The organism is Corallococcus aberystwythensis (genome assembly GCF_003612165.1).
Taxonomy (GTDB): Bacteria; Myxococcota; Myxococcia; order Myxococcales; family Myxococcaceae; genus Corallococcus; species Corallococcus aberystwythensis.
Genome location: NZ_RAWK01000046.1, coordinates 14,012 through 36,963, shown reverse-complemented (window position 1 = coordinate 36,963; position 22,952 = coordinate 14,012). Strand labels below are relative to the sequence as shown.

The window sequence follows — 22,952 nt, the reverse complement described above, 5'->3', positions numbered from 1 at the left end:
TTCAGGAATGCGGCCGGCTGGAGACCCGGGAGAGCCGCTCCTCGGCCCCAGGCTCCGGCGAGATGCGCAGCTCGGCGAGCCGGCGGTAGAGCGTGGCCCGGCCCAGCCCCAGCAGCTTGGCTGCCTGGGTGACGCTGCCCTTCGTCACCGTCAGGGCCTTGAGGATTTCCCGGCGCTCCAGCTCGCGCAGCGGCACCACCGCGTCGGGCGGAAAAGACGGGCCCGCGGAGACGGCGCTCCCGGGCGTGTGCGCGGGCGCGGCGGGGATGGGCGGAAGCACCAGGACGCGAAGCTCCGGGGGCAGGTCCGCGAGCTCGATGTGCGTGCCGTCACAGGACAGGACGGCACGCTGGACGACGTTCTGCAGCTCGCGCACGTTGCCGGGCCAGCGGTGGCACAGGAGCGCCTCGCGCACCTCGTCATTCAAGCTGAGCGCCGAGCCGCCGAACTTCTCCAGGAAGTGGTCGACGAGCGGCAGGATGTCCGAGGTCCGCTCCCGCAAGGGAGGCACCTGCACCGGGTACACCGTCAGCCGGTAGTACAGGTCCTCGCGGAAGCGCCCCGCCTTCACATCGGCCATCAGGTCCCGGTGGGTGGCGGCGATGATGCGCACGTCCACGCGCACCTCCGTGGTGCTGCCCACCCGGCGCAGCACCCGCTCCTGAAGGATGCGCAGCAGGCGCACCTGGACGGCGGGGCTCATCTCCCCCACCTCGTCCAGGAACAAGGTCCCGCCCTGCGCCTGCTCGAAACAGCCGCGGTGCGTGGACAGCGCGCCAGTGAAGGCGCCGCGCTCGTGACCGAAGAGCTCCGACTCCAGGAGTGACTCGGAGAAGGCCGCGCAGTTGACGGCGACGAAGGGCCCCCGGGCCCGCATGCCCTGTTCATGGACGGCATGCGCGACCAGCTCCTTGCCCGTCCCCGTCTCGCCCAGGATGCACACCGGCACGTCGGACTGGAGGATGCGCTCAAGCTGGCGCGCCAGCGCCCGCATGGGTGCACTGCGCCCCACGAGACCGCCAATGAAGGGCCCCTCGCCGCCCTCCTTGGCGCGCCGCAGCGCCAGCCCGCGCATGCGGCGGGCTTTCGAGGCATTCTGCAGCGTCAGCTCGAGCCGGGCCGCGGCCACGGACTTGTCGAGGAAGGCGAACGCTCCCAGCCGGGTGGCCTCCACCGCGGTGTCGAGCAGCAGGTTGCGCGTGAGGACAATGACGGGGAGCGTGGCGTCGCGCGCGCGCAGGTGCCGGAGCACGTCCATGCCCGCCATGTCGTCGAGGTCCAGCTCCAGGCAGACCGCCATCCACTCGGCGCTGTCCTCCTCCAGCGCCCCGCACCCCATGGCGTACTCGCGCACCGCGTAGCCCGCGGCTTCGACGCAGGCCCTCAGACTGCGTCTGGCGAGGTCATCCCTATCAATTATCACCACAGGGGACTGCCGGTTGAAATCCACGACGTTCACGGTAGCGGGTCTCCTGATGCGTGGTGATGCGCAAGCGGCACATCCAACACGTCTGTTTGCACACGCCATTCCTGCACGCTGAGACGCCCGGTTCTCTGTTCCCGTCAACGCCCCCCCGGCACATGCCAATTCCTGACGTTTCTTGTGCCTGAAATACCTCAACATTCTCAACCTGAGACATCTCAACTTGAGACATCTCAATCCGAGACAACCAAGCGCTCCCAGGCCCCCGCGCATGGCGATACCAGGCGCACGTGAGCAGTGGTTTCCGCATTGCAAGGGAAGGCAACCCATGCCCTTGCTTTCAGAATCAGTGCACGCGTGTCTGGAGCCGCTGCGCTTCCTGCGTTCGGATGGGGGCCGCGTCGTGGACGCCGTGCGGGCCCGCGGAGCGCGCTTCCCCAAGGCCTCGGCGTTGGCGGACCCTTCCTTGTGGGTGGTGGGCCTGCTGCGGACGGCCGCCGCGCTGCGCAGGGGCCTGGGCACGTCGCTGGGCCTGTCCACGGTGCTGCGCCTGGGCTTCCACATCGACGTGTGGACGGACGACATCGGCCCCGGCCTGCGGCTGCCGCACCCCTTCAACATCGTCATCGGTGACGGGGTGGAGATTGGCCCCGGGTGCACCATCCTCCACGGCGTCACCGTCCAGCGGGGCGCGGGCACGCGCATCGGCCGGGGGGCGGTGCTGGCCAATGGGACGACGGTGCTGGCCGGCTCGACGGTGGGCGATGGGTGCCTGGTGGGCGCGGCCAGCGTGGTGCGCGGCAGGATTCCGGCGGCGTCCGTGGCGGTGGGAGCGCCCGCACGCGTCGTGCGGGCGTCCCGGCCCGGGGAGGCGGCGCCATGAGGCTGGCCGTCGCGCTGGGGGGGACGGACTGGGGGCGCTCGGGCATCGGCACATACGTGCGCGCCGTGGTGCCGCGGCTGGCGCGCGGGCTGGCGAAGACGGGGGGCCGGCTGGTGGCGCTCGGCACGGCCAGGGACTTCGCGGCCTATGCCGGCGAGCTGGGGGAGGCGGAGCGCGCCGCCATCCTGGACGTGGTCGACCGGCCGGCGCTGGGTGCGTCGTGGTACCTCGCCCGCTCCGGTGCACGCGCGCGCGCGGCCGGCGCGGACGTGCTGCTGCTTCCCGCCGCCAACCGCCGCGTCGCGCTGCGCCCGAGCCTGCCCACGGTGGGGGTGGTGCACGACCTCGCCCCATTCACCGTGCCGGACAAGTACGACCGGCTTCGCACCGCGTACGTGCGGTGGCTGCTGCCCAAGGCGTTGAGGTCCTTCGCGGCGCTCACCGCCGTGAGTCACGCCACGCGCAAGGACATGGCGAGCTTCCTCTCCTGTGCGCCCGAGCGGATCCACGTCATCCCCAACGGCGTGGACGCGGACCGCTTCGCGCTCGCGGATGACGGCCGCGCCAGCGCGGCGCGCGAGCGCCTGGGCCTGACCACGCCATACCTGCTGTACCTGTCACGGCTGGAGCACCCGGGGAAGAACCACCTGCGGCTCCTGCGGGCCTTCGCCGCGTCTCCGGTGCGGCACAGCCATTCACTGGTGTTTGCCGGCGCGGACTGGGGCGCCGGGGGACTCATCCAGGAGGAGCTTCAGCGCCTGGGCCTCCAGGAGCGCGTGCGGGTGCTGGGCTACGTGGAGGACGCCGCCGTCCCAGCACTGGTGGCAGGGGCGCGGGCCGTCATCGCGGTGGGGCTGTGCGAGGGCTTCGGCCTGCCCGCGTTGGAGGCCATCGCCGCGGGCAAGCCCGTGCTGGCGGCCCGGGCGGGCGCACTGCCCGAGGTGGTGGGTGAGCTGGGAGTGCTGTGCGACCCGCTCGACGAACAGGACATGGCGGCGGCGCTGACGCGGGTGGTGGGTGACGAGCCCCTGGCCGCGCGCGTGCGTCGAGAGGGCCCCGGGTACGCCCGGCAGCGCAGCTGGGACCGCGCGTGTGACGAGTTGCTGGCCCTGTGCCGCTCCGTGGGAGGGGGACGATGAAGCCCCCCCTGCCACGTGCACTGCTGCGCGATGTCCTGCGTGGGCGGGCCCCTCTGGTCGGAGCCCGCTTCAATGAGGCACTGCCACGCGGCTACCTCTCGCCGGTGGAGGCGCGCTGGCTGCTTGGCGTGCCCTATGGAGACCTCCCCGCCGATGAGGCGCGCTACCTCGCGGTCCGCACGCCAGCCAGGGACTTCGGCGTGATGGTGCGCGCCTCGGTGGCCCGCGCCCTGGCGCCGCCCAGGGGCGCCGAGCCCAAGCTGCGCCCGTGGATTGTCTCCGCGCACGTGGACAACCTCACCATCGAGCAAGCGGTGGAGCAGATCTTCACGCCCGCGGAAGGCCGCCGGGCGAAGCTGGTGCCCTTCGTGCACCCGCACGCGCTGAACCTGGCGGCCCGCGACAAGGCGCTCTCGAAGACGCTGGCCGAGGCGGACCTCGTCTTGCCGGACGGCATCGGCATCCGGCTGGGCGCGGCGGTGCTCGGGGTGGCCATGCGCCACAACCTCAACGGCACGGACCTGCTCCCGGTGCTGTGCAAGGAGGCACGGGCGCGCGGGTGGCCCATGGTGCTGGTGGGGTCCGCCCCCGGCGTGGCGGACACCTGCGCGGAGAAGCTGAAGGAGGCCCATCCCGGGCTCGCGCTGCCCATCGTCTCGCACGGGTTCCTCCCCGACGCCGAGTCCCGCGCCCTGGCGGACTCCATCTCACGGCTGGGTCGCTGCCTGGTGCTGGTGGGAATGGGCAGCCCGCTGCAGGAGCTGTGGGCGCGCGAATACCTCTCCGGGGTCGCGAACGCCGTCGTCCTCACCGTGGGCGGGCTGTTCGACTTCTACTCGGGCCGGATGCCGCGCGCGCCCATCGCCTGGCGCGAGCTGGGCCTGGAGTGGCTCTACCGCCTCCTGCAGGAACCCCGGCGGATGGCCCGCCGCTACCTCTTCGGCAACCTGCTCTTCATGCTCCGTATCCTCTTGCAGAAGCGGCGCTGAGCGCGGGGGACGCCCTCCCCCGCCACCAGAGCAGGAGCGCCATGCTGGTCCCGAGCAGCGTGACGAGCGAACAGATGAGCGCGCTCATCAGCGGGCCCCGGGCGGCGAGCGGCGCGAGGCTCCAGCCCGCGGCGAGCGACACGAGCACCGCCGCTCCGGCCGGGGCCAGCGTCCGGAGCACTTCCCGGAAGGGCCACTGGAGCAGCGCGCCCAGCTTGCGCCACACCATCACCGCGATGAGCGCGTTCCCGCAGACCGTGCCTCCGGCCACCGCCCAGACACCGGCATACCCCACCCCGAGGACGGACACGGCGACGTTCAGCGCGTGGCCGAGCATCACGGGGTTGGCCACGTCCCACGGCGTCGCGCCGCTCACGGTCAGGGTCACGGACGCGGCCTCCTCGGTGGCCGCGATAATGGCCGCCACTCCCAGCAGGCCCACCGCGAGCACGATGACCCGCTCATGCGCGAGGCCTCCCACCCAGGCCTCCAGCAGGGCGGTGCCGTCGAAGGCCAGTGCGATGACTCCGCTCGACACCAGCGCGCCCATCACGGCCGTCCCCAGCCGCAGCGCCTCCGCGCGATGCTCGGGGTTTCCGAGCCGGTGGAGAAGCCATCCGCTCATCAGCTTCCCGCCAGCGAGGATCTGCTCCACGGCCCGGGATGCCACCTGATACGCGCCCACCATGCTCAGGCTGGCGGAGGTGGTCAGGATGAAGACGTCCGCGCGCACGGCGGCGGCGACCCCGATGTTCATGGCCAGGGCTCCGGCCCCCTCCCGGAAGGCGTCACGCACCTGGGCCCTGTCCGCCGGCCAGCCCGGCCGGAAATCCACGCGCGGATCCACGCGCCTGGAGGCCACCGCGAGCAGCAGCAGCTCCGCCGCGGCGCTCACGAGCACCCCCATCGCCGGAGCGAACAACGAGCGCGAGCTGCTCAGGAGCGCCACGGTCAGCCCGACCTGGATGGCGGCCGAGAGGGCTCGCGCCCAGGCGAGCGCGGTGAAGGCCCCGCGCATCAGCAGGAACGAGCGGAAGGGAGAAGCGAGCGAGCCCACCCACCCGGCGGCGAGCACCGGAAGCGCGGCACGGGCGATGTCCGCGCGGAGCGCCTCGGTCGCGGACGGGAGCTGGAGGAGGAACGCGTAGGCACCCACGCCCAGGCACGGACAGACGACGGTCACCACCAACACCGTGAGGCGGAGGATCCGGCGTGTGGCGTCGTCATCCGGCCGGGCCGCCGTGCGCTGCACGACGACGCCGAGGCCCAGGTCCGACAACCCGAGCAGGAAGCCCGTGGTGCCCAGGACGGTCCAGGCCCCGAGGCTCTCCGGGCCCAGCATGCGGACCACGAGCGCGACCGTCACCAGCCCCGCCGCGATCTGCGTGACATGCCGGGCGCACGTCGAGAGCAGATCCACCATCATCCTCAGGGGCGACCGCGCGTGCGTCATCGCGCCCACCGGTGCAGCATGTATGCCGCTTCACCGTGACTTCACGGCGCGGACGCCGGTGGTGACCTCGTAGTGCGGATCATGAAGGTCCAGGTCCGCGGCCCGCAGGTCCTCCCGGGCCAGGCCATGCAGGGCCGCGACGGCGGCGCGAACGTTCCCGAAGGACTCCACCCGCACGTTGCCGGTGCCGAAGGACTCTTCGAAGAGCCGGTGGACGGACTGGGAGGTGAACCGCCAGCAGTCCGGCCAGCGCTCCATCGCGCCCCGGTCGACCTTGATGATGCCCGGGACCGTCACGAGCGCCACGCCGCCCGGTTCGAGGATGCGGTGCATCTGGCTCACGGCGGCCCGGACGTCGAAGACGTACTGCAGCACCTGGGTGAAGAGGAGGCAGGCGAACGCGTCATCCGGGATGCCGGGCGCCTGGGCGATGTCGCCCACGAAGGTGGCGGCCGGGTTTCCAGGAAGCGCGTGGAGGATGTCGGACCGGGTGACGCGGCTGGCGCCGAACTGCTGCGTGTACCGGGCATCCCCGACCTCCAGGACCCGGCCCTGGATGTCGGCCGCGTGCTTCGCGAGGAAACGCTCGATGTAGTAGCGATCGACGGGCTGGCCGCGGTCGTGCCCCCACTGCGCGCTGATGGGCGTCGTGCGGGCCAGACTGCCCCAACGCACCCAGCCCCTGGCGACCCGCCGCTGGTGCTGGGACAGCCATTGGTACAGGCCCTCGGGCACCACGGTGCGGAGGAGTCTCTTTGCCCCTGCGGGATTCATTGTCGCCCCTTTCCTCTCAGGCCCGAGCCGGACGCGCGCAAGCGGAGAGCCAGTCCTTGCGCTGTCCCGTCCTCGCGGTAGGGCTCAGGTGGACCTTCACGATCCTTCCCAGCAGCGCCAGGGTCCTCGGGAGGGGCTCCCTTGCCTTGCCCCGGTGCATCAGCAGACGCCGGGTGTCCCCGACCAGCTCCCGGAGGTTGACGGTCCAGTCCACGTTGACGGGGGTGATGGACTCGATGTCGAAGCCTGTCGTCTGGAGCAGCCGCCGCATCGTGGCCTCCGAAAAGAAGTACAGGTGGCGAGGGACGTCGGTGACGCGACTCACCGGCATGAGCTCGCGGAACTTCGCCCCGTCCGCGTTGGGGACGAGGAGCTCCATCCGGCCGCCGGGCGCGAGCTTGCGGCGCACCTCCCGCATCATCCCGGTGGGCGAGGACGCGTGCTCCAGCACGTGGGACAGCCGGACCCGCTCGAAGTAGCCGTCCGGCAGCTCGTGGAACTCCCGCACGGCGCGCAGTCCGTGGGCCCTGGCCGCCTCCACGGCTCGCGCATCCGCGTCCAGCCCCCACACCTCGTGTCCCTGGAGCTGCTGGTGGAAGAGCCACTCGCCGGAGCCACACCCGACGTCGAGGACCTTCTCGGGCCGCTCGGCGCGCGCCTGCCCGTGCTGGGCCGGCCGGGTGTCATAGGGACGGAAGCTGTAGTAGCCGTCCGTGTAGTAGTCCGTGGCGGCGCCCACCCGGCTCATGTCGGTGAAGATGCAGTCGCACCCCCGGCACTGCCGCAGTTCATACGGATGGCCATCCGCGCGCTGCGCGACGTTGTAACTGATACCCAGCAGCTGGGAGTCGGTACCACCACAGAGGTCACAAGGCGTCATGAGATGACGGATGGGCTAGGCAAGCACCATGCCGCCCGGATGCATGGGGAAGCAGCCGCCCGGCGTCTGCTCTTCCGTTTTCGAGACGCGGTTCATCTCGACTTGAGACAGCCGGGACACGCTCGCGGCCCGGGCTTCGTGCTCGCGGCGGCGGCGCGGTTCGTGCTCTCGCCGCCCGTCCAACCCAGAGCGAGGCGTACCTCATGAATCACTTCCAGGACGGAACGAAGGACCCGGAGAAGGTGCGAGTCCTCTTCGTTGCCTGGTTTCTGCGCGAGGACCGGCGGTGGCTGGGCGAGTTCCTCCCTCCAGAGCGCTTCGAGTGCTCCTACGTGGGCATGGAGGAGCGTGTCGATTCGACCCAGAGGCGCACGCCCGGGAAGAAGTGGTGGCAGCTCTTCCGGCTGGCGCTGAAGGCCCGGCGGCTGCTGGCCCGGCATCCCCAGGACCTCATCGTCACGGCCTTCCCGCAGGTGGGCTTCACCGTGGGGCTCGTGAACCTGCTGACCTTCGCGCGCACCCCGCACGTCATCTGGTACTTCAACTGCGGCCATGAGTACCGGGGGCTGCGCAAGTGGCTGTCGCGGCTCGCCTACCGGAGCGTGGGCCGGTGCCTCGTCTACACGCGGCACGAACGCTCGGTGTATGCGCGCGTCTTCGCCCTGCCCGAGTCCCGCTTCCAGTTCACGCACCTGACCGGCGCGGAGCTGAAGGCGGAGGACTTCCGCGGGGCGCGTGAGGACTTCGGGCTGGCACCGCGCTACATCGCCGCGCTCGGCTCGTCGGGCCGCGACTACGGCACGCTCCTGCGGGCCGTGGAGGGCCTGCCCATCCAGCTGGTCATCGTCGCGCACCCGCATGCGCTCCCGTCCGGCCCCGTGCCTCCGAACGTCAAGGTCCTCACCAGCATCCCCCAGCAGGACTACCTGCGCGTCATCGCGGAGGCGGAGCTGGTGGCCATCCCCGTCAACAACCGGGAGACGGCGAGCGGACAGATGACGTTGATTCAGGCCATGGCGCTCGGAGTCCCGGTGGTGGCCACGCGGTGCATCGGGACCGAGGACTACATCCGCCACGGCGAGAACGGCTGGTTCGTGCAGATGGGGGACGTGGAGGAATGGCGGCGCACCCTGCGCTCCATCCTGGACGACCCCGAGGAGCGGCAACGGCTGGCCACCGAGGCCCTGCGCTTCGCACAGGAGCGATTCACGGACCAGACCGGTGCCCGGGTGCTGGCGGCGCTCACCGGGGAGCTGTGCCCTCGCGGACCGCGATGAGCGACTTGGTCAGCGGCCCGAGGCGCTCGCGCAGGAGGGTGGCTTCCGGAAACAGCGCGGACAGCATCCTGGCGTCGAGGAGCCGGAACTCCTCGACCTTGGACATCGCGTCGTCGATATCCGGCGAGCGCACGAGGTGCCCCAGGCCGGTGCGCACCAGCAGCGCCGCCTGCAAGGGGCTGGGCAGCCAGTGAAACCCTGGCGTCATGAGGTGCGGCTCGACGGGGAACCAGAAGTTCGGCGTCTGGATGAAGAGCGCGGGCGCCAACCGGCGTGCCTCACGGGCGAACTGCCTCATCCGGGCCCATGAGCCCAGGTGTTCGATCATCGAGTTGGAATGGACGATGTCGAATTGATGGTCGGTGAAGCGTGACAGGTCGCAGGCGTCGGCGCCGACCCATGAGAACCCGGAGCCCAACTCGGGAGCCGGGCCGCCCGGCAGGTTGACCAGGGTGATGGCGACGTGGTGCTCAGCCAGGAACCCGGGCGGGAGGATGTCCCAGTACGCGAGGGTGCCGCCGACATCAATGATGTCGACGCGGCCGCGCCGACGGTGGACCGCTTCGATCATCGCGAGCAGAGGCGCCAACCGGCGCCGCCGCAACAGGCTGCTGACGCCGTGTGAAATCCGTTGCTGGGTGGACCCGCTGGACATGCCCATGGTCGGTTGTTGCTCCTTTGGAGGAGGACTCCAGGAACAAGATCCGTGCCGGAGCGGAGGCGCAGGGGCCGGGTCCCTTTTGAGTCTCCATTTTTCAGTCATTCACTGAAACACTGACCTATCCTGTTTTGCATTACTTTTAATCTCACCGCCTCCGCGCGAGATTTCTTGAGGCCCATTCCTGTCGTTGGGCCGTCGGGGTGGGGCCGCAATTACTCCCCATGTTTCAGGACACCCTCCCCCGGCGTTTGCCTTGTGCGTCAAAAGCAGAGGCCCCGTTGCTTGTCCGACACATTCCAGGCTCTAAAGCGTCTCATGCACAAAGCCAGACTCTCCCTTCTCCTGCTCAGCGCGCTCGCGCTGGGCAGCTTGAGTTGCAACTCAAAGCCCGCGAGTCCCACGCCGGCCGCCACCGCGAAGTCCCGGGCGGCCCTCACCACGGGATGGCAGGCGACAGGCTCGATGAGCCTGCCCCGCAGGCTCCCCACTGCCACCGTGCTCGACTCCGGCAAGGTGCTCGTCGTGGGCGGCTGGGACCGCGATTTCCTCGCCTCGGCGGAACTCTATGACCCGAACTCGGGCACGTGGCTCCCCACGGGGGCCTTGTCCCTTGGACGAGAGGGGCACACCGCCACCCTGCTGTCCTCTGGAGAGGTGCTTGTCGTCGGCGGGGAGATTGGGTCCGATCCGGGCTCCACCGCCACCGCGGCGCTCTATCAGCCGCAGACGGGCCTCTGGACGGATGCTGGCTCTACCTCCCTGGCACGCGCCTACAGCACGGCAACGCTGCTTCCCTCCGGCAAGGTCCTCGTCGCAGGTGGCGGCAACACCAATGGCTCCCATGCTCGGGTGGACGTGTATGACCCGGCAGGGGGCTGGTCCACCCTGCCCTCCACGATGAACGACGAGCGCAGGCGGCACACGGCGACGCTGCTGCCGTCCGGCAAGGTCCTCGTCACCGGCGGGCGGGGCTGGCGCATCTTCGAAACGGCGGAAGCGTACGACCCAGGCAATCCGCAAGCGGGTTGGGCCTTTGTCGCCCCCATGGCCACGCCCCGCTACGACCACACGGCGACGCTGCTGCCCTCCGGCAAGGTGCTCATCGCCGGCGGCAGGAATACAACGGGCCCTCTCAACACGTCCGAAGTCTATGACCCGGCGACGAATAGCTGGACCGTCGCGCAGATGGCCACGCCTCGGACGCTTCACACGGCGACGCTGCTGCCTTCCGGCAAGGTGCTCGTCGCTGGAGGCGAGACGTCCACCCCGCTGGATACGGCGGAACTCTACGACCCGGAGACGAACACCTGGTCCGCCAGCATCACCCTGCGGACTCCGCGCAGGCTCCACGCCGCCGTCATGTTGAACGCCCTCTCCAAGGTCATCGTGCTGGGCGGGGAGAATGTTGTCGCGGGTCAGACCGCGCGGCTCAACACCGCGGAGCTGCTCGACACCTGCGAGACGGTCACCTGCAACACCGCGCCGAGCCAGTGTCACAGCTCGGCCGGCGTCTGCTCCAACGGCGGCACCTGTACCTACCCGCTTCAACCGGCGGGATTCAGTTGTAACGACGGCAGCGCCTGCACGGGCAATGACGTCTGCGGCAGCACCGGCACCTGCTCTGGCACGTCCGTCGCCTGCGAGGCCCCTCCCGGCCAGTGCTACCAGAGCGCGGGCACCTGCTCCGACGGCTCCTGCTCCTATTCCTACAAAGCGGCGGGGACGCAGTGCGATGACGGGGATGCGTGCACGCTGAGCGAGACGTGCAACGGGTCTGGAGGATGCGCTGGCACGCCGGTGAGCTGCACCACTCCGCCCGGCCAGTGCTACCAGGCGGCGGGCACCTGCAGCGGTGGGGCATGCACCTATGCGCCGAAGACCGCGGGTGCCACCTGCAATGATGGCAACGCGGGCACCATCAACGACGTGTGCAACGGAGCGGGGGCCTGCGCGGGGGTCCCGGCATGCACGACGCCTCCGAGCGCGTGCCATGACTCCCCGGGCACGTACGCCAACGGGGCCTGCACCTACCCGGTGAAGGCGGCTGGGACGGCATGCGGCGCCGGACAGGTGTGCAACCCGGCGGGCCAGTGTCTGAGCGGGTGCTGGATTGGAGGGGCGTACTACGCGGCAGGGGTCACCAACCCGAGCGTGGCATGCCAGGAGTGCAACCCCGGCGTCACGACGAGCGGTTGGAGCAACAAGGCCGTGGGCAGCACGTGCGCTGCCCCCACGAATGGAAACTGGGGGAGCTGCGATGGGTTCAGTGACACGTGCGATGAGACGGGGAGCCAGTCGCGCACGGTGACGGCGTATGCCTGCACCAGCAGTGGGGCGTGCGGCTCCTCCGCCGGCACGGAGTCTCAGGCATGCACGCGCAGCACGGGCGGCACGGCTTGCGGCACGAGCTACGGGGGTTGGGGAAGCTGCGAGGGCTTCGATAACTACTGCGACACGACGGGAACGCAGTCGAGGACGGTGACGGGGTCGACGTGTGGCTCCGGGACGTGCAACGCGTCGAGCACCAGCACGGAGACGCAGCCGTGTACGCGAGCGGCGCCCAACACGAGCTGCGCGGCGCCCAGCTACGGGGCGTGGGGCGCGTGCAGCTTCAGCGATGCCTGCGCGCAGACGGGGACGCAGTCGCGGACGGTGACGACCTCCAGCTACAGCTGCGCGACCGGGCAGTGCGTGGCGTCCACGAGCACCGAGACACAGTCCTGCACGCGCAACACGGACGGCAACAACTGCGGCACTCCCAGCTACGGAGGCTGGGGCACTTGCAGTGGCTACAGCGGCACCTGCGACGAAACAGGGACGCAGTCACGCTCGGTGACCTCGTATAGCTGCTCCAGCGGGACGTGCCGTTCCTCCACTGGTACGGAGTCGCAGACGTGTAACCGCAACAGGGACGGAGTGTCTTGCGGTACGAACACCGGAGCATGGGGGAGCTGCGGAGGCTTCAGCGACTTCTGCGACGCGTCGGGGTCTCAGTCGAGGACCGTGACGGATTACGAGTGCGGCAGTGGTTCGTGCGACGTCGCGAGCAGCGACACGGAGTCGCAGACGTGTACGCGGACGCCTCCCGGCCCCAAGGCCTGCCCCCCGAGCTATGGGAGCTGGAGCGCATGCGGTGGGTTCAGCGATGCATGTGACGCGACGGGCACGCAGTCTCGCCAGGTGACCTACTACACCTACAGCTGCGCGACAGGACAATGCACGCCAACAGCCAACGGCTCGGAGACGCAGACGTGTACGCGGACGCCTCCCGGGCCTCAGGCGTGCCAGCCGACAAGCTACGGGCCGTGGGGCACGTGCAACCGCGCCACCCCCTGCGGGCAGGGGTACCAGGAAAGGACGGTGACTACCTACAGCTACAGCTGCGCAAGCGGGGCGTGCGGAGCGACCACGACCACGCAGACGCAGGACTGCTCACTCCCCTCGTATCCTGGTTGGACGCTGTGCGGCACCACGTGCACGGTTCTCGATTACGACTCCGACAACTGTGGCTCTTGTGGGAATGCGTGTACGGGCCCCAAGTACAATATTTGTATGGAGGGGAACTGCTGTAACTCGCCAAGCAATTGTTTGTAGGTCCTCGCTCTGCATCATGACGTGAGGACAGGCGCAATTCCTGTCGGAGTCACTCGCCCTGCTTCCCAGCTCCGTGGAAGCAGGGCGTTTTTCTGTCCGCTAGCGCCCAGGTCTGCGCCTCGCCCCCCTTGAGGTCGAGTCAGAGAGCGGCGCGTCAAAAAGCGTAGGCCTGTTGCCTACTCAACACATTCCAGGTTCTAAAGGCACCTCATGCACAAGATTAGACGTCCCCTTCTCCTGCTCAGCGCGCTCGTGCTGGGCCTTTTCAGTTGCAACCCAAAGCCCGCGAGTCCCACGCCGACCGCCACCGCGAAGTCCCGGGCGGCCCTCACCACGGGATGGCAGGAGACAGGCTCGATGAGCCTGCGCCGCAGGTTCCCCACAGCCACCGTGCTCGACTCCGGCAAGGTGCTCGTCGTGGGAGGCTGGGACAATGGCTTCCTCGCCTCGGCGGAACTCTATGAGCCGAGTTCAGGCACGTGGCTTCCTACGGGCGCCCTGTCCTCTGGACGGCAGGGGCACACCGCCACCCTGCTGTCCTCTGGCGAGGTGCTTGTCGTTGGCGGGGAGATTGATCCCGAGCCGGGATACCCCGGCTACACCGCCACGGCGCTGCTGTATGCGCCACAGACGGGCCTCTGGACGCAAGTGGGCTCCACCTCCCTGGCACGCGCCTACAGCACGGCAACGCTGCTGCCTTCCGGCAAGGTCCTCGTCGCAGGTGGCGGCAACGGCAATGGCTCACATGCCAGGGTGGACGTGTATGACCCGACAGGGGGCTGGTCCACCCTGCCCTCTGGGATGAACGACGAGCGCCAGCGCCACACGGCGACGCTGCTGCCATGCGGCAAGGTCCTCATCGTCGGAGGGCTGGGCTGGCGCCCCTTCGAAACGGCGGAACTGTACGATCCGAACGAGCCGAGCGACCCAGGCACCCCGCACTCGGGCTGCACCCCGGTCGCCCCCATGGCCACGTCCCGCTACGACCACACGGCGACGCTGCTGCCCTCCGGCAAGGTGCTCGTCACCGGCGGCAGGAACGAAACGGGCCCTCTCAACACGTCCGAACTCTATGACCCGAAGACGAATAAGTGGACCGTCGCGCAGATGGCCTCGCCTCGGACGCTCCACACGGCGACGCTGCTGCCCTCCGGCAAGGTCCTCGTCGCGGGGGGCGAGGCGGTCACCCCGATGGACACGGCGGAAGTCTACGACCCGGAGACGAAAACCTGGTCCACCAGCATCCCCCTGCGGACTCCGCGCAAGCTCCACGCGGCCGTCATGCTGAACGCCACCTCCAAGGTCCTCGTGCTGGGAGGTGAGAATGTTGTCGCGGGTCAGACCGCGAAGCTCAACACAGCTGAGCTGCTCGACACCTGTGAGACGGTCGCCTGCAACACCGCGCCGAGCCAGTGTCATTCCTCGGCGGGCGTCTGTTCCAACGGCGGCACCTGTACCTACCCACTTCAACCGGCCGGCTCTAGCTGCAACGACGGCAACGCCTGCACGGGAAATGACGTCTGCGGCAGCACGGGCGCCTGCTCCGGCACTGCCGTCGCCTGCGAGGCTCCTCCCGGTCAGTGCTACCAGAGCGCGGGCACCTGCTCCGACGGCTCTTGCTCCTATGCCTACAAGGCAGCGGGGGCCCAGTGCGATGACGGGGATGCGTGCACGCTGAGCGAGACGTGCAACGGCTCTGGCGGGTGCGCGGGCACGCCGGTAAGCTGCACCACTCCGCCCGGCCAGTGCTACCAGTCGGCGGGCACCTGCTCCGATGGCACCTGCTCGTACTCCCTGAAGCCCGTCGGCACCGCCTGCAACGACGGCAACGCCAGCACCCTCGGAGACGTTTGCGGCAGCACCGGGACGTGCGCCGGAACGGCCTGTAACACCCCGCCCAATACCCAGTGCTACAACCCGACGGGTACGGATTCCAACGGCACTTGCAGCTACACGCCCAGGTCCGCCGGCACTGCCTGCGATGACGGCAACGCCACCACGCGCGGCGATGTCTGCAACAGCACCGGGACGTGCGCCGGGACCGTGTGCAACACCCCGCCCGACGCCCAGTGCTACAACCCGATCGGCACGGACTCCAACGGCACCTGCGTCTATACGCCCAAGGCCAACGGTACCTCCTGTAACGACAGCAACACCTGCACCCAGAGCGACACCTGCCAGAGCGGCACCTGCTCCGGCTCCAATCCCGTCGTCTGCACCGCTTCGGACCAGTGCCATACCGCCGGCACCTGCAATCCGCTCAACGGTGTTTGCTCCAACCCCCTCAAGGCCGCCGGCAGCACCTGCAATGACGGCAATTCCACAACTGTCGGAGACGTGTGCAGCAGCACCGGGACATGTGCCGGGACGGTGTGCAACGCCCCGCCTAACTCCCAGTGCTACAACCCGACGGGCACGGATTCCAACGGCACCTGCGTCTACACGCCCAGGGCTTCCGGCACCGCCTGCAACGACGGCAACTCCACTACGCGGGGCGATGTCTGCGACAGCAGCGGGACGTGCGCAGGAACGGTGTGCAACACCCCGCCCGACACACAGTGCTACAATCCGATTGGCACGGACTCCAACGGCACTTGCGTCTACACGGCCAAGGCCAATGGCACCTCCTGTAGCGACGGCAACGCCTGCACCCAGAGCGACACCTGTCAGAGCGGCACCTGCACCGGCTCCAACCCTGTCGTCTGCTCCGCGTCGGACCAGTGCCATACCGCTGGCACCTGCAACCAGAGCAACGGCGCCTGCTCCAACCCGCTCAAGCCCACTGGCAGCACCTGCAACGACGGCAACACCACCACCATTGGAGACGTGTGCAGCAGCACCGGGACGTGCGCCGGGACGGCGTGCAACACCCCGCCCAACGCCCAGTGCTACAACCCGACGGGGACGGACGCCAACGGTACCTGCGCCTACACACCCAGGGCTGCTGGCACCTCCTGCAACGACGGCGACGCCACCACTCGCGGCGACGTCTGTAACAGCACCGGGACGTGCGCCGGAACGGTGTGCAACACCCCGCCCGATACCCAGTGCTACAACCCGATTGGCACGGACTCCAACGGCACCTGCGTCTACACGGCCAAGGCCAATGGCAGCTCCTGCAACGACAGCAACGCCTGCACCCAGAGCGACACCTGCCAGAGCGGCACCTGCACTGGCTCCAACCCAGTCGTCTGCACCGCCTCGGACCAGTGCCATACCGCTGGCACCTGCAGTCCGCTCAACGGAACCTGCTCCAATCCCCTGAAGGCCGCGGGCAGTACCTGCAACGACGGCAACTCCACCACTGCCGGAGACGTGTGCAGCAGCACCGGGGCGTGCGCTGGGACGGCTTGCAACACTCCGCCCAATACCCAGTGCTACAGCCCGACGGGCACGGACTCCAATGGCACCTGCGTCTACTCGCCCAGGGCTTCCGGCACCGCCTGCAACGACGGCAACCCCACCACGCGCGGCGACGTGTGCAACAGCACCGGGACATGTGCCGGGACGGTGTGCAACACCCCGCCCAACACCCAGTGCTACAACCCGATTGGCACGGACTCCAACGGCACCTGCGTCTACACGCCCAAGGCCGCTGGTACTTCCTGCGGCGACGAAAACGCCTGCACCATGGGCGACTCCTGCAATGGCGCTGGCTCGTGTATCGGAACGCCGCTGAGTTGCTCCACCGCCAGCAGCACCTACTGCAGCGGCAACAACGTCCGGCGGTCCACCGGCACCGGTACTTGCAGCGGCGGCTCCTGTGGCGCCACCGACTCCTTCGTCCGGACGTGCTCCGTCTCGAGCAGCACCTTTTGCAGCGGCAACAACTACTACGAGAGCGTCAATGACGGCTGCAGCAATGGCGCCTGCGATTCATACCAGCAGCTCCTCCAGACGTGCTCCCCCTCGGACAGCTACTCCTGCAGCGGCAACACCGTCCGGAGGACCACCAGCGGCCTCTGCACCGGCAGCGGCTGTACTGGCACCAGTATCACAGACGGCCCGACGTGCTCACCCTCGTCCAGCTACTCCTGCATCGGAAACACGGTCCGGAAGACCACCAGCAACCTCTGCAGCGGCAGCGGCTGTACTGGAACCAGTGTTACAGATGGCCCGACGTGCTCACCCTCGTCCAGCTACTCCTGCATCGGAAACACCGTCCGGAAGACCACCAGCAACCTCTGCAGCGGCAGCGGCTGTACTGGGACCAGTGTCACAGACGGCCCGACGTGCTCACCGGTAGACAGCTACTCCTGTGTCGGAAACACCGTCCGGAAGACCACCAGCAATCTCTGCAGCGGCAGCGGCTGTACTGGCACCAGTATCACAGATGGCCCGACGTGCTCCCCCGTGGACAGCTACTCCTGCAGCGGCAACATCGTCCGAAAGACCACCAACAACCTCTGCAGCGGCAGCGGCTGTACCGGCACCATCACCATCGACTTCAAGACCTGTGGCACTGGAGAGACGTGCAGCAACGGAGCGTGCGTCGCCACCAGTGGAGTATGGACCAACACAGGTCCGTGTGACCCCGTTAACCGCCCCTGCCAGTATAGCAACTGCAACAACTTCTCCGCATGGGGTCCTTGCTCGCCGCTGGGCGGCACTTGTGTTCTTTTCTTGCAAAATTTTAGTACTTATCAATTCGTGTGCCAGTAAGGGCCGACCCACTTCCGGTTGCATCCAGCGCTGACGGTTCCGTGCTCCAACACGGAGTCGTAGTCCGGACGGGGTGTTTCCCTTTCGGATGAGAGGAAACTGAAGGACCCAGGCCGGAAGCCGCTGAGACCCAGCGGTTTCCGGCCTCGGTGTTTTCAGGCTCCTTCGCTTCTCCAGAATGTCTCCAAACTGGAGACTCGCCCCGCCCCTCTTCCAGCATTCGAAGCCTGGAGCGCCAGGCCCAGCGCGAGGTGCAGAGCCTCAAGCGCGGCCGGAGCCACCTGGCCACCGTGGCCACGGCGGCTACCCCGTGGACTTCTGGACCGGGACAGGGCTTGGACGCGGGGGCGTGAGAGGGGGAGGCCGTGTCTCTGTATTCGCCAGCCGCTCGAGAGGGCGGAGGAGCGACATGACGCCATGGCCCAACACGGGCAAGGCCACGGAGGGCTGGAGAACCGCCTCCAGCCCCGCGTGCAGGTGCAGTATCCGGTAGAACTGGCGATGGACGTGTGCGTCGGTCGACGTGCGCTCCATCAGCCGCAGGAGGTACCAGTGCAGCAAGCCCAGCCCGAAGGGCCGCTTCCCGACGGCCTGCGGATACAGCAGGTCCATGCCCGTGCCCAACAGCCACGGGAGCCGGATGACTTCAGGCAGCCGCTCGCGGAAGCGCTGCGCCAGGCCCGATAGCTCGCCTCGTTCGGCCTGCTCGCGAAGGCAGGTGTCCAGCAGCTCGGCGCCAAGCCCCGCCACCGACATGCCTTGCCCGTAGAGGGGGTTGAAGGCACACGCGGCGTCTCCCAGGATGACCAGCCCCTCGGGAAAGCGGGGCAGCTTCTCGTAATGCCGCCACCGGCAGTCCTTCACCTTGTGCTGGGAGATGGGCCCTATCGGCGTGGCCTCTTTCAAATAGTTGTACAGGTCCGGACGCGTCAGTGAGCGCGCGTACTCGAGGAACCCCGCGTACTCGGTGGGCGCGTGCTCCCCGAAGTAGCCATTGAGGGTGACGAGCCACCGGCCTCCCTCCACGTGTGAGATGAAACCCGCGCGCCAGGCCTTGGGAGGACTTGGATAGAGGAAGAGCGCCTTCCATTCCTTCTGGAAGTGGGGCGGCGGCTCGTGCAGGCACGTCGTGTAGGAAAGGTCCACGATGACCTGCTCTTCCTCCGGGCGCGCGTAGCCAATGGCTTCCAACCACTGAGGCATCCGCGAGCCCCGGCCACTGGCATCCACGACGAGGTCCGCCTCCCATGACTCCTCGCCCTGGGGTGTCTTGACCCGGACGCCCGTGATGCGCCCCGTGCCCTTCTCGTCGGAGATGAGCCCTTCAATGGAGCAGCCCTCGCGCACCGCGACGTTGGGCCGCGCCTTCACCCGGCGCAGGACGTTCCACTCGAGCAGGGGCCGGGTGCACAGCAGCCCGGGGATACCGCTGGTGCGGCGCAGCTTCCACACCCCGAAGTGGTGCCAGGCGAGGTCTCCACTCGAGTCGATGAGCTCGGCGCCCTGGACCTGGAGCTGCTCGAACAGGTCCGGGAAGTACTTGTCGAGGATGCGCCGGCCCGTGTCCAACAGCACGTGGATGTGCGGCCCTTGCGGAACACCCTTGCGCGCGGCGGGCCCCTCCCCCCGGACATCCCGCTCCACCAGCGTCACCTTGTCGAAGTGGTCCGCGAGCACCCGCGCGCTCAGGAGCCCCGCCATGCTGCCGCCGATGACCACTGCGCTTCCGAATCTGCGTCCAGGGGTTTCCAAGTCCCAAGCCTCCAAGGTTCCATGTCGTGGCGCTGCGGGTCAGAGGGGTCCGCCTGCCCCAGAGCCGCTCGCCCCCGCCGGGGAGATTGCACATCACCGGTCTGACATGCCCTCTCGGACCCGGGGCTCGATTTCGATTGGCGTCAGACACCCTTGTAATGCTCGCGAGCTCCCCCCCCAGGAGCACCGCATGTCCCTGTCGTCTTGGAAGGCATTGGTTGTTGTTCCCCTGTTTCTCTGTTTCGCGTGCAGCCCCGAAGTCGAGCCCGTGGAGACGGAGGCACCCGCCGTCGAGGCGTCCCAGTCCTCCGCGCTCACCGTGTATCCCGCTGGCTCCCTGCTGACGGCGCGTTATCAACACACCGCCACGCTGCTCTCCAATGGCAAGGTGCTGGTGGTGGGCGGCGGGACTCCCACGGAGACCGCGACCACGGAGCTGTATGACCCGGCCACCGCCACGTCGAGCGCCGGTCCCTCGCTGAACTTCGCGCGCCGCTCGCATACCGCCACGCTGTTGCAGGACGGCAGCGTGCTCATCGTGGCCGGCATCGGGCCGAGCGCCATCCTGTCCTCGGTCGAGCGCTATCAGCCCGCCACGAACACCTGGACCACCGTGGCCCCCCTGCCCCGCATCAGCTACGGACACAGCGCCACGCTGCTCTCGGACGGGCGGGTGCTGGTGGTGGGCGGCGTGGGCGGTGCGTCGGGCGGCACGTCGGCGCACATCTACGATCCGGTCGCGAACACCTGGACCGCCACGGGCTCGCTCCCCTCCGCGATGGGCTTCCACTCCGCGGTGCGGCTCGCGGATGGGCGCGTGCTCCTTTCGGGCGGCGGCTCCACCACCAGCCTCGCCCAGCTCTGGACGCCCTCCACGGGCACCTGGACGGTCGTGGCGTCGATGAACTACGCCCGCGGTGACCACACCCTCCACCTGCTCTCCAACGGGAAGGCGCTCGCCGTCGGCACCGAGCAGATGACGGAGGCGTACGACCCGGCCACCAACGTCTGGACGAACACCGGGAACACGGCGGTCCAGCACTTCTCCGCGCCGTCCGTCATGCGCCCCAACGGCACCATCGTCCTGGCCGGTGGCTCCTACAACAACACCACGGTGGAGCTGTACACGCCCACCACCGGCACCTGGGGCACGGTGGGGTCGCTCGCGCAGTCGCGCAGGAACCATCCCACCGTCGCGCTGCCGGACGGCCGCGTCCTGTTCCTGGGAGGAACGGGCACCAGCAGCACGGGCTCCATGGTGCCGCTGGGCAGCATCGAGAAGTTCGACCTGTCCCCTCCGCCGTGCACGCCGACGACGTGCGCCGCGCAGGGCAAGAACTGCGGCACCCTTTCCAACGGCTGTGGCGGCACGCTGAGCTGCGGCACCTGTGGCTCGGGGCTGACGTGCACCAACAACGTCTGTGGAACGGGCGCTCCCGCCTCCTGCTCCCACAACGTGTGCACGTCTGGCACCGCGCTGAGCAATAGCTGCGGCACCTGCGCGAACAAGGTGTGCACGATCGATCCGTTCTGCTGCAACTCGGCCTGGGACAGCATCTGTGTCAGCGAGGCCAACAGCCATTGCGTCATCACGCAGCCCGGCTGCGTCGCGCAGTAGCCACGGGCCCGACGAGTCCGGCCAACTCACGGATGCGTAGGGCCGCTTCACCCCGGGCCTGGAGCCACTGGCGGCACGGCGATGTCCCGCGCCCCTTAGCGGCACAGCCGCTCCAGGCCCTGCCTGCCGCGGGGTGCCGTCCTCCTTCTGAACGCCGGGGAACGGCGCTGGGAGGGGCACCCCAGGGCAACATAATCAACCAGAAATAACGCCCAGGGTGCTTTCCCTGCACCCTGGGCCATCCACTCGCCCGGTCGGGACTACGCCTTCCGGAGCCCCACGACCTCGCCGTAGCCGCCGGGGATGAAGAACTCGTGCGCCTCCATGCCCAGGATGCGCAGCGCGGTCGTCACCGCGTCCGCGGAGCGGGGCACGCGCTTCGAGGCCTGGCCGTTCTCCTCGATGATGTCCACCGGGACACCGAGCCCGCGCGGGGTGTACGAGCCCACCTGCCGGTTCCCCGCCACGTTCCCGCCCGCGAAGCAGATGGACGTGTAGGGGTGGTGATCGTCCGGCAGGTAGTAGCTGCCGTCGCTGCTCCGCGAGGCCCAGCTCCGGCCGAACTCGCTCATCACCAGCACGAGCGTGTCGTCGAGCAGCGTCTTGCCGGGCTTGCCGGGCGCGGGCGCGGCCTTGAGCTCGCCGAGGAAGCGCGCGACGTTGTCCATCATCCCGCGGCCGTGCGCGCAGCTGAAGCCATGGCCCAGGCCGCTGTGCGTGTCGAAGTCCTGCTGCAGCGAGACGTGCACCGAGGTGCTGAGGTCCGCCTTGAGCAGGCGCAGCGCCAGGTCCATGCGCGGGTCGAGCCCCGTGAGGTGGAAGTTCGCGAGGCCGAAGGTGTACGTGAACGACTGGTTGGACAGGTAGCTCGACAGGTACGCGGGGCGGTTCGAGGTCATCATCTCGATGCCCTTGGTCTTCTCCAGTACGGACACGACGTCCGTCGCGAGCACGCGCGACACCGATGACAGCGAGCCGTGCAGCCCCTCCAGGTAGTTGTCCACCTTCGCCGTCGAGCGGCCCAGGAGCTGCTGGGCGCGCGTCAGCGAGAAGCGCTCGATGGCCGTCGTCTTCAGGTTGCCCCCGGTGGGCTTCCCGCGCGCGTCCAGCTCGGGCGCCTCGGTGCGCGCGTCGAGCCCCGTCCACCACGGGTTGTCAGAGGGCTTCGCCGAGAGCATCGGCTTGAGCGCCTCGATGGACGGCACGCGCAGGGGCGAGGCGTGGGAGGGCAGCCCCATGCCCACCGGCGTGCCGCGCTCTCCGGTGACGACGACGAAGGGCAGCGGCCGGCTCTCGCGGTACTTCTCGTACAGGTGGTTCGCGATGACCGAGTGCACAGCGGGCGCCCGGTAGTCCGCGCCGGCGACACCGCACATCGAGGAGATGAACGCGCTCGAGTGGTCGTTGGTGCCCTGGTCGATGCCGTGCAGCACGCTGAGCTGATCCGCCAGCGCGAAGTGCGTGTAGCCGTACATGAGCGGGCTGTAGGTGCCGCGCGCGGCCGGGTCGGCGGGGTTCCACGACTGCCACGTCCGCAGCGGCTTGTAGGAGCCGTTCGGAGGCGCGAGGTTCACCAGCTGGTTCGCCTGGAAGAAGACGGGCTCGCCGCTGTGGTTGGAGGGCGTGGGGACGCAGAGCGGGATGTCCGCGTCCTCCATCGGGGTGAAGTAGTACGCCGGCCGGTAGCCGCCGGGGATGTAGAGCACCACGAGGCGCGAGGGGACGTCGACGTCCGAGGCGTGCGCGGTGCTTGAACCGAGGAGCCCCGCGCGATCGAGGAGCGCGAGCTGTCCCGCGCCGAGGGCCCACTTGAGCAGGGTGCGACGAGAGGTGTTCGGCATGGTGTC

General features: G+C 68.8%; 14 protein-coding genes and 1 pseudogene. 8 read left to right on the top strand and 7 right to left on the bottom strand.

Going from position 1 to position 22,952, the window contains the following annotated elements; translation table 11 throughout:
* Position 1 precedes the first annotated feature (1 nt).
* On the bottom strand, positions 2-1,459 hold the full coding sequence (locus tag D7W81_RS09945) for a sigma-54-dependent transcriptional regulator (RefSeq protein ID WP_158621522.1): 1,458 nt from the start codon (positions 1,457-1,459) through the stop codon (positions 2-4).
* 292 nt (positions 1,460-1,751) lie between these two features.
* On the opposite strand from D7W81_RS09945, the gene D7W81_RS09940 reads away from it, so the two are divergent.
* The 3 genes from D7W81_RS09940 to D7W81_RS09930 are packed head-to-tail and all read left to right on the top strand — an operon-like array spanning position 1,752 to position 4,434.
* The gene (locus D7W81_RS09940; protein WP_158621520.1) at positions 1,752-2,306 is read left to right on the top strand and encodes an acyltransferase; all 555 of its coding nucleotides are present in this window, start codon (positions 1,752-1,754) and stop codon (positions 2,304-2,306) included.
* Entirely contained in the window at positions 2,303-3,445 is a 1,143-nt protein-coding gene (locus D7W81_RS09935; protein WP_120555099.1) for a glycosyltransferase family 4 protein, read from the top strand. The genes D7W81_RS09940 and D7W81_RS09935 overlap by 4 nt, the downstream gene beginning before the upstream one ends.
* Positions 3,442-4,434 carry a WecB/TagA/CpsF family glycosyltransferase gene (locus tag D7W81_RS09930; protein WP_120555098.1) on the top strand — a complete coding sequence of 331 codons (993 nt, stop codon included), beginning with the start codon at positions 3,442-3,444 and terminating at the stop codon, positions 4,432-4,434. Before D7W81_RS09935 ends, D7W81_RS09930 begins: the two co-directional genes overlap by 4 nt.
* Here the strand turns inward: D7W81_RS09930 and D7W81_RS09925 are convergent.
* From D7W81_RS09925 to D7W81_RS09915, 3 genes are read right to left on the bottom strand one after another with little or no spacing between them, the layout of a single operon-like run.
* A complete protein-coding gene (locus tag D7W81_RS09925) occupies positions 4,400-5,887 on the bottom strand; it encodes a lipopolysaccharide biosynthesis protein (RefSeq protein WP_120555097.1) in 1,488 nt (495 codons plus the stop codon). The genes D7W81_RS09930 and D7W81_RS09925 overlap by 35 nt on opposite strands.
* A gap of 30 nt (positions 5,888-5,917) precedes the next feature.
* Complete coding sequence (locus D7W81_RS09920; RefSeq protein WP_208721240.1) at positions 5,918-6,625, bottom strand: class I SAM-dependent methyltransferase; 708 nt, start codon at positions 6,623-6,625, stop codon at positions 5,918-5,920.
* 52 nt (positions 6,626-6,677) lie between these two features.
* Positions 6,678-7,541 (bottom strand): class I SAM-dependent methyltransferase, encoded by an 864-nt coding sequence (locus D7W81_RS09915; protein ID WP_120555095.1) that lies wholly within the window; start codon positions 7,539-7,541, stop codon positions 6,678-6,680.
* 203 nt (positions 7,542-7,744) lie between these two features.
* Between D7W81_RS09915 and D7W81_RS09910 the strand changes: the two genes are divergently transcribed.
* On the top strand, positions 7,745-8,818 hold the full coding sequence (locus tag D7W81_RS09910; protein ID WP_120555094.1) for a glycosyltransferase family 4 protein: 1,074 nt from the start codon (positions 7,745-7,747) through the stop codon (positions 8,816-8,818).
* Here the strand turns inward: D7W81_RS09910 and D7W81_RS09905 are convergent.
* Positions 8,784-9,479, bottom strand: coding sequence for a class I SAM-dependent methyltransferase (locus D7W81_RS09905; protein ID WP_158621518.1), 696 nt, complete (start codon positions 9,477-9,479; stop codon positions 8,784-8,786). The genes D7W81_RS09910 and D7W81_RS09905 overlap by 35 nt on opposite strands.
* A gap of 315 nt (positions 9,480-9,794) precedes the next feature.
* On the opposite strand from D7W81_RS09905, the gene D7W81_RS09900 reads away from it, so the two are divergent.
* The 3 genes and pseudogenes from D7W81_RS09900 to D7W81_RS43345 form a co-directional block, all read left to right on the top strand.
* Positions 9,795-13,073, top strand: a complete 3,279-nt coding sequence (locus tag D7W81_RS09900) for a Kelch repeat-containing protein (protein WP_147445413.1) — start codon at positions 9,795-9,797, stop codon at positions 13,071-13,073.
* A 357-nt stretch (positions 13,074-13,430) separates the two neighbouring features.
* On the top strand, positions 13,431-17,735 hold the full coding sequence (locus tag D7W81_RS09895) for a Kelch repeat-containing protein (RefSeq protein WP_158621516.1): 4,305 nt from the start codon (positions 13,431-13,433) through the stop codon (positions 17,733-17,735).
* Positions 17,736-17,947: 212 nt separating this feature from the next.
* A pseudogene (locus D7W81_RS43345) lies at positions 17,948-18,040 on the top strand (MotA/TolQ/ExbB proton channel family protein); the annotation flags it as partial.
* On the opposite strand, the gene D7W81_RS09885 reads toward D7W81_RS43345, so the two are convergent.
* The gene (locus D7W81_RS09885; protein ID WP_208721242.1) at positions 18,039-19,454 is read right to left on the bottom strand and encodes an FAD-dependent oxidoreductase; all 1,416 of its coding nucleotides are present in this window, start codon (positions 19,452-19,454) and stop codon (positions 18,039-18,041) included. The pseudogene D7W81_RS43345 and the gene D7W81_RS09885 overlap by 2 nt on opposite strands.
* Positions 19,455-19,677: 223 nt before the next feature.
* Between D7W81_RS09885 and D7W81_RS09880 the strand changes: the two genes are divergently transcribed.
* Positions 19,678-21,105: a Kelch repeat-containing protein gene (locus D7W81_RS09880; protein ID WP_158621514.1), complete on the top strand. Its 1,428-nt coding sequence runs from the start codon at positions 19,678-19,680 to the stop codon at positions 21,103-21,105.
* A gap of 260 nt (positions 21,106-21,365) precedes the next feature.
* Here D7W81_RS09880 and D7W81_RS09875 read toward each other — a convergent pair whose 3' ends face one another.
* Complete coding sequence (locus D7W81_RS09875) at positions 21,366-22,946, bottom strand: DUF1501 domain-containing protein (protein ID WP_208721238.1); 1,581 nt, start codon at positions 22,944-22,946, stop codon at positions 21,366-21,368.
* Positions 22,947-22,952: the final 6 nt, after the last annotated feature.

Coding starts and splice junctions, on each gene's coding strand:
- D7W81_RS09935 (WP_120555099.1), top strand. CDS start 2,303: ATGAGGCTGGCCGTCGCGCTGGGGGGGACGGACTGGGGGCGCTCGGGC.
- D7W81_RS09875 (WP_208721238.1), bottom strand. CDS start 22,946: ATGCCGAACACCTCTCGTCGCACCCTGCTCAAGTGGGCCCTCGGCGCG.
- D7W81_RS09905 (WP_158621518.1), bottom strand. CDS start 9,479: ATGGGCATGTCCAGCGGGTCCACCCAGCAACGGATTTCACACGGCGTC.
- D7W81_RS09900 (WP_147445413.1), top strand. CDS start 9,795: ATGCACAAAGCCAGACTCTCCCTTCTCCTGCTCAGCGCGCTCGCGCTG.
- D7W81_RS09880 (WP_158621514.1), top strand. CDS start 19,678: ATGTCCCTGTCGTCTTGGAAGGCATTGGTTGTTGTTCCCCTGTTTCTC.
- D7W81_RS09925 (WP_120555097.1), bottom strand. CDS start 5,887: ATGACGCACGCGCGGTCGCCCCTGAGGATGATGGTGGATCTGCTCTCG.
- D7W81_RS09915 (WP_120555095.1), bottom strand. CDS start 7,541: ATGACGCCTTGTGACCTCTGTGGTGGTACCGACTCCCAGCTGCTGGGT.
- D7W81_RS09940 (WP_158621520.1), top strand. CDS start 1,752: ATGCCCTTGCTTTCAGAATCAGTGCACGCGTGTCTGGAGCCGCTGCGC.
- D7W81_RS09910 (WP_120555094.1), top strand. CDS start 7,745: ATGAATCACTTCCAGGACGGAACGAAGGACCCGGAGAAGGTGCGAGTC.
- D7W81_RS09930 (WP_120555098.1), top strand. CDS start 3,442: ATGAAGCCCCCCCTGCCACGTGCACTGCTGCGCGATGTCCTGCGTGGG.
- D7W81_RS09895 (WP_158621516.1), top strand. CDS start 13,431: ATGAGCCTGCGCCGCAGGTTCCCCACAGCCACCGTGCTCGACTCCGGC.